At 74.6% G+C, this 11,672-nt stretch carries 13 protein-coding genes; 9 read left to right on the forward strand and 4 right to left on the reverse strand.

What is annotated here, in order from left to right; genetic code table 11:
- Positions 1–56 precede the first annotated feature (56 nt).
- The 3 genes from FHE66_RS08485 to FHE66_RS08495 are packed head-to-tail and all read left to right on the forward strand — an operon-like array spanning position 57 to position 2,929.
- The gene (locus FHE66_RS08485; protein WP_139072540.1) at positions 57–1,112 is read left to right on the forward strand and encodes a WxL protein peptidoglycan domain-containing protein; all 1,056 of its coding nucleotides are present in this window, start codon (positions 57–59) and stop codon (positions 1,110–1,112) included.
- A 39-nt stretch (positions 1,113–1,151) separates the two neighbouring features.
- Positions 1,152–1,931, forward strand: a complete 780-nt coding sequence (locus tag FHE66_RS08490) for a 1-acyl-sn-glycerol-3-phosphate acyltransferase (protein ID WP_139072541.1) — start codon at positions 1,152–1,154, stop codon at positions 1,929–1,931.
- Positions 1,928–2,929: an NAD(P)H-dependent glycerol-3-phosphate dehydrogenase gene (locus tag FHE66_RS08495; RefSeq protein WP_139072542.1), complete on the forward strand. Its 1,002-nt coding sequence runs from the start codon at positions 1,928–1,930 to the stop codon at positions 2,927–2,929. The genes FHE66_RS08490 and FHE66_RS08495 overlap by 4 nt, the downstream gene beginning before the upstream one ends.
- Positions 2,930–2,968: 39 nt before the next feature.
- Here the strand turns inward: FHE66_RS08495 and FHE66_RS08500 are convergent, their stop codons facing one another.
- Both FHE66_RS08500 and FHE66_RS08505 read right to left on the reverse strand, forming a co-directional pair.
- Positions 2,969–3,643 carry a hypothetical protein gene (locus FHE66_RS08500; RefSeq protein WP_139072543.1) on the reverse strand — a complete coding sequence of 225 codons (675 nt, stop codon included), beginning with the start codon at positions 3,641–3,643 and terminating at the stop codon, positions 2,969–2,971.
- A 39-nt stretch (positions 3,644–3,682) separates the two neighbouring features.
- Positions 3,683–4,828 (reverse strand): PLP-dependent aspartate aminotransferase family protein, encoded by a 1,146-nt coding sequence (locus tag FHE66_RS08505; protein WP_139072544.1) that lies wholly within the window; start codon positions 4,826–4,828, stop codon positions 3,683–3,685.
- A 114-nt stretch (positions 4,829–4,942) separates the two neighbouring features.
- On the opposite strand from FHE66_RS08505, the gene FHE66_RS08510 reads away from it, so the two are divergent.
- Positions 4,943–6,112, forward strand: a complete 1,170-nt coding sequence (locus FHE66_RS08510) for a D-alanine--D-alanine ligase family protein (RefSeq protein WP_139072545.1) — start codon at positions 4,943–4,945, stop codon at positions 6,110–6,112.
- Positions 6,113–6,198: 86 nt separating this feature from the next.
- Here FHE66_RS08510 and FHE66_RS08515 read toward each other — a convergent pair whose 3' ends face one another.
- Positions 6,199–6,708: a DUF3515 family protein gene (locus FHE66_RS08515; RefSeq protein WP_230976406.1), complete on the reverse strand. Its 510-nt coding sequence runs from the start codon at positions 6,706–6,708 to the stop codon at positions 6,199–6,201.
- Between the two features lie 98 nt (positions 6,709–6,806).
- On the opposite strand from FHE66_RS08515, the gene FHE66_RS08520 reads away from it, so the two are divergent.
- A complete protein-coding gene (locus FHE66_RS08520) occupies positions 6,807–7,814 on the forward strand; it encodes a thiamine-phosphate kinase (RefSeq protein ID WP_139072546.1) in 1,008 nt (335 codons plus the stop codon).
- A gap of 111 nt (positions 7,815–7,925) precedes the next feature.
- Here FHE66_RS08520 and FHE66_RS08525 read toward each other — a convergent pair whose 3' ends face one another.
- Positions 7,926–8,465 carry a GNAT family N-acetyltransferase gene (locus tag FHE66_RS08525; protein WP_139072547.1) on the reverse strand — a complete coding sequence of 180 codons (540 nt, stop codon included), beginning with the start codon at positions 8,463–8,465 and terminating at the stop codon, positions 7,926–7,928.
- Between the two features lie 201 nt (positions 8,466–8,666).
- Between FHE66_RS08525 and FHE66_RS08530 the strand changes: the two genes are divergently transcribed.
- Genes FHE66_RS08530 through FHE66_RS08545 form a run of 4 tightly spaced genes read left to right on the forward strand, consistent with a single transcriptional unit; the run spans position 8,667 to position 11,598 of the window.
- Positions 8,667–10,160, forward strand: coding sequence for a PTS ascorbate transporter subunit IIC (locus FHE66_RS08530; RefSeq protein WP_139072548.1), 1,494 nt, complete (start codon positions 8,667–8,669; stop codon positions 10,158–10,160).
- Entirely contained in the window at positions 10,153–10,455 is a 303-nt protein-coding gene (locus tag FHE66_RS08535) for a PTS sugar transporter subunit IIB (protein WP_139072549.1), read from the forward strand. The genes FHE66_RS08530 and FHE66_RS08535 overlap by 8 nt, the downstream gene beginning before the upstream one ends.
- Positions 10,446–10,877: a PTS sugar transporter subunit IIA gene (locus FHE66_RS08540; protein WP_139072550.1), complete on the forward strand. Its 432-nt coding sequence runs from the start codon at positions 10,446–10,448 to the stop codon at positions 10,875–10,877. Before FHE66_RS08535 ends, FHE66_RS08540 begins: the two co-directional genes overlap by 10 nt.
- On the forward strand, positions 10,870–11,598 hold the full coding sequence (locus FHE66_RS08545) for a sugar isomerase domain-containing protein (RefSeq protein ID WP_139072551.1): 729 nt from the start codon (positions 10,870–10,872) through the stop codon (positions 11,596–11,598). Before FHE66_RS08540 ends, FHE66_RS08545 begins: the two co-directional genes overlap by 8 nt.
- Positions 11,599–11,672: the final 74 nt, after the last annotated feature.

The raw sequence follows: 11,672 nt of genomic DNA on the forward strand, positions 1-11,672 counted from the left end.
CGGTGCGGGAGGGCCGGCGCCCTCCCGCACCGGCGGCACCGCACCGAGGAGGACCGATGAGACGACTGATCACCGCGGTGGCCCTGCTCGCCGCGACCACCCTGCCGCCGGCGGCAGCGGCCCAGGAGGAGCCCGCGCCACCGCCCGCCGCCTGGGAGGTGCTGCCCGCCCCGGACGACGCCGGACCCCGCGAGGCCTTCGAGCTCACCCTCGAGCCCGGTGCGGTCCACGAGGACACCGTGCTCGTGCGCAACCGGGGCGAGGAGGAGATCACGGTCGACGTGTGGGCCACCGACGCCGTCACCACCCCCTCGGGGGAGCTCGGCCTCCTCCTCGCCGAGGACACCCCTCGCTTCGCCGGCGCGTGGATCACCCCGCAGGCCGCGCAGGTCACGCTCGCCCCGGGTGAGGAGACGGCCGTCCCGTTCACCGTCGCCGTGCCGGGCAACGAGCAGCCGGGTGACTACCTCGCCGGCGTCGTCGTCTCCATGCCGCGGGAGGAGACGACGAGCACCGGCCAGCGCGTCCTCGTCGAGGCGCGGGTCGCGAGCCGCGTGTACCTCCGGGTGCCGGGCGACCTCGCGCCCTCGATGCAGGTCTCCGACCTCACCCTCACCCGCGACGCACCGTGGTGGAACTTCTGGTCGGGTGAGACGCGCCTGGACTTCACGGTGACGAACACCGGCAACGCTCGGCTCGTCCCGCAGTCGGCCGCGACCGTCGCCGGGCCGCTCGGGACGATGCGCGCGGACGTGGCAGCCGGGCCGATCCCCGAGCTCATGCCCGGTGACAGCCTGCGCGCGTCCGAGCTCACCGGGTTGGCCGACTCCCTCGTCCTGCCCTCGGTGCCCGCCTGGGGCGTGCTCACGGCCGACCTGTCGGTCCTCGGCCGGCTGAGCGTGGGCCCCGACGCCGTCCGGGACACCGCCGAGGTCACCACCCTCGCGGTGCCGTGGCTCCCCGCGGCCGCCGTGCTCCTCGTCCTCGCGCTCACCGTCCGGCGGCTCGTGCGGGCCGTCCGACGCCGGCGCGCCCGCCGGGCGGCCGGCTCCGGGGACCCTGTGGTGGAGGGGAGCGGCGTCGTCGCGGACGTGACGGTGCCCACCCGGTGAGCGCACGGAGGCCCGCACGGCCGGCGATACGATCCGAGAATGGCTCGTCCCGTCCCGCTGCTCTACACGCTCGCCGCCGGTGTCCTCCGTCCGATCCTCCGAGCGGGGATGAGAGTGGACTGGCGCGGCGCCGAGCACCTGCCGGCCGAGGGCGGCTTCATCGCCGCCGGCAACCACCTGACGAACCTCGACGCGCTCGTGCTGGCCCACTTCCTCTACAACAACGGCGCGGCCCCGCGCTTCCTCGCCAAGCACTCCCTGTTCAAGGTGCCGGTCCTCGGGTGGGCGCTGCGCAAGGTCGGCCAGATCCCGGTCCGACGCAACACCAGCGCCGCCCGCGAGTCCCTCGAGCCGGCGCGACAGGCGCTCGCCGATGGCCTGTGCGTGGGGATCTTCCCCGAGGGCACCTTCACCCGGGACCCGGACCTGTGGCCGATGACGGCACGCTCCGGCGTCGGCCGCCTCGCCCTGTCCGTGCGCGTCCCGGTGATCCCGGTCGCGCTGTGGGGCGTCCAGGACGTGCTGGCCCCCTTCGCCACGGTGCCCCACCCGGTCCCGCGCCGGCGGGTGACGGTGTACGCCGGTCCTCCCGTCGACCTCGACGACCTCTACGACCGGGCGGAGGAGCCGGAGGCCCACCGCGAGGCGACCGCGCGCATCATGGCCACCCTCACCGCGATGCTCGCCGAGCTGCGTGAGGCGCAGCCGCCCGCCCGCCCGTACGACATCCGCCGCGACGGCGACCCGCGCGCCGAGCAGCTCGCCGCCCGCGCCGCCCGCAAGGCCGAGCGCCGCGCCGCGCGCAGGACCGCCGCGTGAGCCGCGCGGCAGTCCTCGGCACCGGCAGCTGGGGCACGACGTTCGCGGCCGTCCTGGCCGACGCCGGCAACGACGTCACCGTGTGGGGACGCTCCCCGCAGACGTGCCGGCAGATCACCGAGGAGCACCGCAACGAGCGCTACCTGCCGGGCATCGAGCTCCCGCACGGTGTGCGCGCCACGACCGACCTCCGCGCCGCCGTCGAGGGGGCGGAGGTCGTCGCCGTCGCGGTGCCCTCGCAGGCCGTGCGCGCCGTCCTCGCCGACGTCGGCCCCGCACTGGCGCCCGACGCCGTCGTCGTCTCGCTCATGAAGGGCGTGGAGCCGGGCACGGGGGAGCGGATGAGCGAGGTCCTGCGTGAGGCGCTCGGCCTGGACGAGCGGCGGATCGCCGTCGTCTCCGGACCCAACCTCGCCCGCGAGATCGCCGCCCACCAGCCCACCGCCACCGTCGTCGCGGCCACCGACGAGCAGACCGCGGCACGCGTGGCCCACGCGTGCGCGACGCCGTACTTCCGCCCCTACACCCACGCCGACGTCGTCGGCGCCGAGCTCGGCGGTGCGGTGAAGAACGTCATCGCGCTCGCCGTCGGCATGGCCCAGGGCCGCGGCTTCGGCGACAACACGACGGCGACGATCATCACCCGCGGCCTGGCCGAGACGACCCGGCTCGGCCTGGCGCTCGGTGCGCAGGCGGAGACGCTCGCGGGGCTCGCGGGGCTCGGGGACCTCGTCGCGACGTGCGCCTCGCGGCTGTCGCGCAACCACACGCTCGGGCGGCACGTCGGTGAGGGCATGACGCTCGCGGAGGCGACCGCCGCCACCGGTGGCACCGCGGAGGGCGTGCGCACGTGTCGCGCCGTCCTCGAGCTCGCCGCCGCCCACGACGTGGAGATGCCCATCACCCAGGCGGTCGCGGCCGTGCTCCACGAGGGGCTGCCGGTGCCGGAGATGACGGCGGCGCTGCTCTCCCGGCCCCGCAAGGCCGAGCAGGCGTGACCTCGCCGGCGGGGCGTCCCCGCCGGCGAGGTGGGCCGGTCAGTCCTCGGCGATGTCGATGACGAGGCGGGCGGGGTTCGACAGGGTGAGGACCCGGTAGTCGGCCGGCCCGCCGTCGACACCGATGAACAGCTGGGTGAGGCCCTCGAACGTCCCGAGGTAGTGGACCTCCTCGATGACGTCCGACCCGTCGACAGGGCCCTGGGACACGTAGTGCGCCTCGCCCTCGTGGGGGTAGCGGGTGCCCGAGACGTAGACGCTGAGGATGGCGTCACCGGCGACGTCGACGCGCTCGCCGCGGCCGTCCTCGATCGCCTCGGTGACGTACTCGGTCTGCCAGCCGGGAACGCCCACACCCTCGAGGTCGATGACGACGCGCTCGTAGCCCTCGTGGTCCCCGACCCGCAGGTCGACCGGCAGGAGCAGGTCGCCGCTGGGCTCGGACGTCCGCGGCGTGCCCGCCGGCTCGAACGGCGGCAGCGCCGACTGGTCGGTCTCCTCGCCGGACGGCTCGCCGGTGGGTGCCGTGGTCGTGGCGTCCTCGGTCGGCGTGGCAGACCCGGGCTCGGTGGTCGGCTCGGTCCCCACCGGCGGGGTGGTCGTCCCGCCGGGGCTCGGCTCGGTGTCCTCGCCGCAGGCGGCCAGACCGAGGGCGAGCACGGAGGCGGTCGCCGCGGTGAGGAGACGGCGTCGCACGTCGTGCCGGGTCGTCATGGTGGTGCCTTCCTGTTGGCCGTCGTCGGGATCCCGATGCTAGTCCCGCGCCGCCGCGGCGAGGCCGAGGGCGAGGTCGGCCCACAGGTCCTCGACGTCCTCGATGCCCACCGACAGGCGCAGGAGGTCGACCGGGACCGTGGGCGCCTCGGAGGCGAACCGGCGGCGCCGCTCGAGGCTGGACTCCACTCCGCCCAGGCTCGTGGCCGGCACCCACAGCCGGACCGCGCCGGCGAGCGCGTCGGCCCCCGCCTGCCCGCCGCGCGGGCGCAGCGTGAGGATCGAGCCGTAGCCCTCCATCTGCGCGCCGGCGAGCTCGTGCTGCGGGTGGCTGGGCAGCGACGGGTGCCCGACGGCGACGACGTCGGGGTGGTCGGCGAGGCGCCGGGCGAGCTCGGCGGCGTTGGCCTGCGAGCGCTCCACGCGCAGGGCGAGGGTCCGCAGGCCACGCAGCGCGAGCCACGTCTCCCACGGCCCGGCGATCCCGCCGACGATGTCCCGGGTGGCGCGCACGGCGTCGTAGAGCTCGCGCGAGGAGGTGACGACGGCGCCGAGGATGAGGTCGGAGTGCCCCGAGAGGTACTTGCTCACCGAGTGGACGACGACGTCGGCACCGAGCTCCAGCGGCCGCTGCGCGAGCGGCGTGGCGAACGTGTTGTCGACCGCGACGAGCGCGCCGGCGGCGTGGGCGGCCGCACTGACCTCGCGGATGTCGGCGACCTCGAGCATCGGGTTGGTCGGCGTCTCGACCCAGACCAGGGAGGTGGGACCGCCGGTGATGGCCGCGCGGACGGCCGCGGTGTCGGCGATGTCGACGTCGACGACCTCGACCGCGCTGCGCCCGGCCAGCCGGTGCGCTGCGACGAGGGTGGCGTGGTAGGCGTGGCGCGGCACGACGAGCCGGCTGCCCGGGCGGGTGAGGTCGAGCGCCGCGCTCACCGCGGCCATGCCGGAGGCGAACACGAGCGCGGGCTCGCTCGCCCGCTCGAGACCGGCGAGCGCCTCCTCGAAGGGCTCCCAGGTCTCGGTGCCGAGGCGGGTGTAGACGTGGCGCCCCGGCTGCACCTCCCCGCGGCCGACGTAGGTGGAGGAGAGCACGACCGGCGGGTTGACCGGCGCGCCCTCGGTGCGCTCCGGGCGTCCGGCGACGACGGCGTACGTGCTGGGGCTGAGGTCCGCGTTCACCCGGCCAGCGTATGCGGTGGCACCGACACGCCCGCCGGTGTCCGGAGGGTGGCTGAGGGCTCAGGCGGCGGGTTGGGAGGGCGGTCGCGCCACCCGCGGGTAGTCTCACGAACGATGAGCGACTCACCCACGCCCGCCACCCCCGCCGCGACCCCGGACGCCACCGCGACCGAGGGCCCGCCGCGCCGCACCCGGATCGCCCTCGTCTTCGGAGGGCGCAGCGGGGAGCACGCGATCAGCTGTGCCACCGCCGCCGGTGTCCTGCGCGCCCTGGACCGGGAGCGTTACGACGTCCTGCCCATCGGCATCACGCCCTCGGGCCAGTGGGTGCTCGCCCCGGACGACCCCGACATGCTCTCGATCGCCGGCTCCGACCTGCCCGAGGTGGTCAGCGCGGCCGGCGACGTCGTCCTGCCGATGGCGACCTCCGACCGTGAGCTCATCGTCTCGGAGCACGGCAAGCTGCCCCGGAGCCTGGGGGAGGTCGACGTCGTCTTCCCGGTGCTCCACGGACCCTACGGCGAGGACGGCACGCTCCAGGGCCTGCTCGAGCTCGCCCACCTGCCCTACGTCGGCTCCGGCGTGCTCGCCTCGGCGGTGGGCATGGACAAGCACTACATGAAGGTCGTGCTCGCCGGGCACGGGCTGCCCGTCGGCCCGTACACCGTCATCACCCCGCGGCTGTGGCGCACCGACCCGGAGGCCGCGACCGACGCCGTCGAGAGCCTCGGCTTCCCGGTCTTCGTCAAGCCCGCCCGGGCCGGGTCCTCCCTCGGCATCAGCAAGGTGGAGAGTCGCCAGGACCTGGCCGCCGCCGTCGCCGAGGCCCAGCGGCACGACCCCAAGGTCATCGTCGAGGCGGCGATCGAGGGGCGCGAGATCGAGTGCGCCGTCCTCGGGGGGCGCGGCGACCAGCCCGCCCGCACGGCGCTGCCCGGTGAGATCGCCGTCTCCGGCCACGACTTCTACGACTTCGAGGCCAAGTACATCGACGCCGCGCACGTGCGGCTCAGCTGCCCGGCGGAGCTGCCCGAGGACGTCATCGCGCGGGTGCGCGAGCTCGCCGCGGAGGCCTTCGAGGCGCTCGGGTGCGAGGGCCTCGCCCGCGTGGACTTCTTCGTCTCGCCCACCGGCGCGGTGACGGTCAACGAGGTCAACACGATGCCCGGCTTCACCCCGTTCTCCATGTACCCGCTCATGTGGGAGCGGAGCGGGATGAGCTACGCAGAGCTGGTCGACGAGCTCGTCCAGCTCGCCCTCGAGCGGCCCGTCGGCCTGCGCTAGGGCGTTCCGGGCCCGACCGCGGGTGAACCGCGCGAGCGCGCCCGGCGTGTCACCCGCGCTCGGCGGTCGTGCCCGCGCTCGCGGCGTCAGGCGTCGCCGATGCCCACGCAGTGGCGCTCGGCGGTGGTGAGCTCGACGGCGGGGGCGAGGTCGACGAGCACCGCCGTCGGCTGGTCCCCGCCACGCTCGGTGGGCACGACGACCTCGACGGCCGGCACCCGGCCGTAGGTGACGAACGTCCACGCGCCGCTCTCGAGGCGCGCGTGCTCGGGCACCGTCTCGTCGTCGCCCTCGAGGGCGAGCCAGTCGACCGAGGAGTCCCCGTTCTCGACCGTGATGCACCGTTCGGTGCTCGGCCCGGGGACCTCGACGCCGCAGCGCAGCGTCACCGCTGGGTCCTCGCCCCACGCGGCCGTGGCCTGGCTGGAGATCGAGCGCTGCGCGCCGCCCGCGAGCTCACCGGGCAGCAGCTGGAGCACCTCCGCGCACACCGGGTCCGACGCCTGCGGCCCTGGAGGGACCGTCACCGGGCTCGCGCACCCGCCGAGCACCGCGACCCCCGCCACCGCCACCGTCACACCAGCGCCTCGTCTCACGTCCCTCACGGTAACCCGGCGCGAGGGTCCTCCCCGCACACCGCGGGCCGCGCCGTGGGCGGGGGAGGGGGCGGGCCGGCGCCGGGTAGCGTGGACGCGTGACGAGCTCCCCCGACCAGGCGCCGGTCGTCGCCGACCTCTCCGAGACCGAGCTCATCGCGAGCTTCGCACCGCTCCTGCCGCGCGGGCGCGCCACGCTCGTCCCCACGGGCGACGACGCCGCCGTCGTCGCCGCACCGGACGGGCGCTTCGTCGTCTCGACCGACGTCCTCGTCGAGGGCCACCACTTCCGTCGCGACTGGGGCACCGCCCGTGACGTCGGGGCACGCGCCGCCGCCCAGAACCTCGCCGACATCGCCGCCATGGGGGCCCTCCCGACGAGCATGGTCGTCGGGCTCGTCCTGCCCCCGACGACGCCCGTGGCCTGGCTGCTCGACCTCGCGCGCGGCCTGGCCGAGGAGTGCGCGCCGCTCGGCGTCGGGGTCGACGGCGGGGACCTCAGCGCGGGGGAGCAGGTCGTCGTCGCCGTCACCGTGCACGGGGACCTCGAGGGCCGGGCACCGGTGCTGCGTTCCGGGGCCCGGCCCGGTCACGTGCTCGCCCACGCCGGCGTCCTGGGCAGGGCCGCGGCGGGCTACGCCGTCCTCGCGGCCGGTCTCCCGTACACCGGGGACCCCGACACCGCGGCCGTCGTCGGCGCCTTCCTGCGTCCTGCGCCCCCCTACGCCGCCGGGCCGCAGGCGGCCGACGCCGGGGCGACGGCGATGATGGACGTGAGCGACGGGCTCGTGCGCGACGCCGGGCGGATGGCCCGCGCGTCGGGCGTGGAGATCCTCCTCGACCCCGTCGCCGAGGCGCTCGCGCCCGACCTCGCCCGGCTCGAGCCCGTTGCCCGCAGGCTCGGCGCCGACGCCGCCGCGTGGCTGCTCACCGGCGGGGAGGACCACGGACTGCTCGCCACCTTCGCGCCCGACCGTCCGCTGCCGCCCGGGTTCCGCAGGATCGGCACGGTCCGCGCGGCCGGACCCGCCGGCCCGCGGGTCGTACCGAGCCCCGCCGACGCCGCCCACGTCACCGCCCTCGGCTGGGACCACTTCCGCGCCTGACCGCGGGTGCCGCAGCAGGCCAGGCCCACGACCCTCTGGGACGCCCCCTGGCGCCCTCGGACGCCCCGTGCGGCGGGGTGCGGAGCTGCAAAAGGGCGTCCCTGAGAGCGCTCAGTCCGCCGGGCGTTCGGCGAGGAACAGCTCGCACGTGGCGTTGTAGAAGCGATCGCTCTGCCCCAGGTGCTCCATCCCGATGCGCAGCGCCACCCGCTGCGAGGCCGTGTTCCGGGGGTTCGTCACCGCGACGACGCGCTCCAGACCGCCGGCGAACGCGTGCTCGAGCACCTGGCCGGCCGCCTCGGTCGCATAGCCGTGCCCCCAGGAGTCGGGGTGCATGTGCCAGCCGATCTCCGTCTCGCCGGACGGCTCCAGCGGGAGGACCGGCCCGGAGGCCGGGATCTGCTTGAGCAGGAGCGTGCCCAGGCGCTCGCCGCTCGTGCGGCGGGTCGCGAGCCAGACGCCGTGGAGGGAGTCGTCGGCGCCGCGGAAGCGAGCGACCCGCTCCACCGCCTCCTCGCGGTCGGTCATCGCCCGCGGCTCCGTGCCGAGGAACTGCACCACGTCCCAGCGGGAGTAGAGGTCGAGGGCGAAGTCGACGTCGTCGTCGGTCCAGGGACGCAGGGTGAGCCGCTCGGTCGTGAGGGTGTGCATCGGCACACCGTAGCCCTCGCCGGAGGCGCCGATGAGCGGATGGCCAGGCCTTTCGTCTGGGAGCGACACTGCCGCGGACATGCTTGACCATGGCCACCCGCATCCCTACGTTGTGACCGGCATCACTCAGCGTCGAGAGTAGCTCGCCCGGGCCGTCGCCCAGTCGCTCGCCGTTGAGTCCCTTCCCCGAACGGAGAGACCGTGGACCTCGCGCAGGACATCCTCACCGGGATCGCCAACAACGTCTTCAACCAGGTGCCGATCCTCATCGGCCTCATCGCCCTCGCCGGCCTGCTGCTCCAGCGCAAGCCGGTTGAGGCCGTCGTCGGCGGCACCCTCAGGGCCGTGGTCGGCGTCGTCATCCTCACCCTCGGCGTCGACGTGTTCGTCGGAGGCCTGGTCGCCTTCCAGGCCATCGTCGCCAGCGCCGTCGGCCTCCAGCCGCCGACGGCGGAGAGCACCCTCAATGACTTCCTCGCCGGCACCGGGTCGGCCGTGCCGATGATCATCGCCGTGGGCTTCGCCATCCACCTCCTGATCGTCCGGCTGTTCCCGGCCGCCCGGTACGTCTACCTCACCGGTCACCTGATGTTCTGGATGAGCATCGTCATCGCAGCCTCGCTCGCCGAGGTGCTCACCGACATCTCCCGCACCACGCTCGTGCTGTCCGGCGCCGTCATCATCGCGTGCTACTGGACGCTCCAGCCGCTGTGGATCGCGCCCCTCATGCGCCGGGTCACGGGCAACGACCAGTACGGGCTCGGGCACACGACCTCCAGCGTGGCGCTGATCGCGGGGTACGGCTCACGTGCGCTACGCCTGGGCGACCCGCAGAAGCACGACTCGGAGAAGCTCAAGCTGCCGCGCCAGCTGTCCTTCTTCAAGGACATCAACGTCTCGACGGCGCTGATCATCACGGTGATCATGCTCATCGCGATCGCCTTCGCCGACAGCGGCGTGGTCCAGGAGCAGATGGGGGACTCGGAGCTCCTGCCGTGGGCCTGGGGGCTGACCCAGGCGCTGCGATTCGCCGCCGGCATCGCCATCCTGCTCTTCGGTGTTCGCATGTTCCTCGCCGAGATCGTCCCCGCCTTCAAGGGCATCTCGGACAAGGTGCTGCCCGGCACTCGCCCTGCCCTCGACATCCCCGTCGTCTTCCCCAAGGCGCCCACCGCCGTGATGATCGGCTTCCTCAGCTCGACCGTCGTGTTTCTCGTCCTCATGGGCGTCTTCGCCGCAGCCGGCTGGTTCGTCCTCGTCCCGCCCATGATCATGCTCTTCTTCGGCGGCGGATCCGGCGGCGTCTTCGGCAACGCGGTGGCCGGGTGGCGTGGCGCCGTCTTTGGCGGCGTCGTCAACGGCGTGCTGCTCGCCTTCGGCCAGTGGATCGGGTGGGGTCTGTACCGCAACACCGCGCCGGAGATCGCCACGTTGGCCGACCCCGACTGGTACGCCGTCGGCTGGCTCCTCCTCGGCGCCACCGAGCTCCTCTCGCCCCTCGGCGCGGCCGCCGCCTGGGTGGTCGCCGGGGCGATCCTCGTCGTCACGGTCGCCGTGCTACTCCTCCTCGGCCGCCGCGCGCGACGCCTCGCGTCGGACCTTCCCGCCGCGGACCACGCGACCGCATCCACGACGTCGGTCGACGGCGCCGGCGCATCCGACAGCCCGACCACCACTGGAGGCCACCATGTCTGACCGACCCGACCCGCTCAAGGTGCTCGCAGTGTGCGGCCTGGGAATGGGCACCAGCCTCATCCTTCGGATGACGACGGAGGCGGTCCTCTCGCGACTGGGCGTCCCTGCCGCCGTGGACAACACCGACCTGTCCGCCGCGCGCAGCACCCAGGCCGACGTCATCGTCGGCCAGGGCATGCACGTGGACGAGCTCACCGGAACCGCCCCGGTGATCGTCACCGTCGACGACTTCGTCGACGAAGGGGCGCTGGAGGCGCGGCTACGGCCGGCGCTGGAGGAGGCCGGATGGCTGTGACCCCGGTGGCTGCCGCCTTCGCCGCGTCCGCCGAGGACTGGCGCGAGGGCACGCGCGCAGCGGCCGAGCTCCTCGTCGGCCTCGGCACCGCGGGCGAGGACTACCCGGCGGCCTGCGTGGCCGCGATCGAGGAGCACGGGCCCTACATCGTGCTCACGCGCGGGGTCGCCCTCGTCCACGCCCAGGTGCCGGCCGGCACGCGCGAAGGGCTCGCCGTCCTCCGCCTGGGCACCCCGGTGGAGTTCGGCCACCCCACCAACGACCCCGTCGACGTCCTGCTCTCCTTCTCCTCGGGAGGGGACCACATGGCGATGATCAAGGCCGTCGCGAGAGGTCTCGGCGGCGGCCTCGCCGACAGGATCCGGCAGGCCGCCGACACCGCCGAGGCGGAGTTGCAGCTCACGGAGGTGCTCGATGACTGACGTCCTCGCCGGGTTCTCCCACTTGGTGACAGAGCACATCACCCGCGTGCTCACCGACGCTGAGCCAGACCTGCGGGCCACGGCACAGGAGGTCGTCCGCGCGGGCCGCGAGGACCGGCTCGTCCACACGACCGGCGCGGGGCACTCCCTCGCCGGGGTCATCGAGAGCTTCTACCGGGCTGGCGGCCTCGCCCGCGTCCGGCCGCTGTGGCACCCCGACCTCCTTCCGCTCGGCGGCGCGCTGCGCTCGACGACGGCGGAGCGGACCCCCGGCCTCGCGCGCGAGGTCGTCGAGGGGTCCGGGATCGGGCCGGGGGACGTGCTCGTCGTCTTCTCCAACTCGGGAATCAACCACTACCCGGTGGAGGCCGCCCTGCTCGGGCGTGAGGCGGGCGCGACCGTCGTCGCCGTGACCTCACGGGAGGCGTCGGCGCAGGCGCCGCTGCGCGCCGGCCGGCGGCTCTACGACCTGAGCGACGTCGTCATCGACACACAGGTGCCCGCGGGGGACGCGACGTGGCCCGCGGGAGCGCCACGTACCGCGCCGCTCTCCTCGATCGTCAACGCGGCGGTCTGGGACGCCGTCCTCGTGCTCGCCCACGACCTCGACCCGGATCTGCCGCTGTGGCAGAGCGCGAACATCGCCGACCCGGCCGTGTCCAACGAGGACATCGCCGCGGGCCTCGCGGGCCGTGTTCCCGAGCTCCATGCGGGCACTTGACGTCCGGCTCGAGGCACACAGGCTTCGAGGCAACGCCGAAGGGCCGTCCGACGATGTCGGACGGCCCTTCGCTC

Source organism: Georgenia sp. 311 (genome assembly GCF_006151955.1).
GTDB lineage: Bacteria > Actinomycetota > Actinomycetes > Actinomycetales > Actinomycetaceae > Oceanitalea > Oceanitalea wutianyii.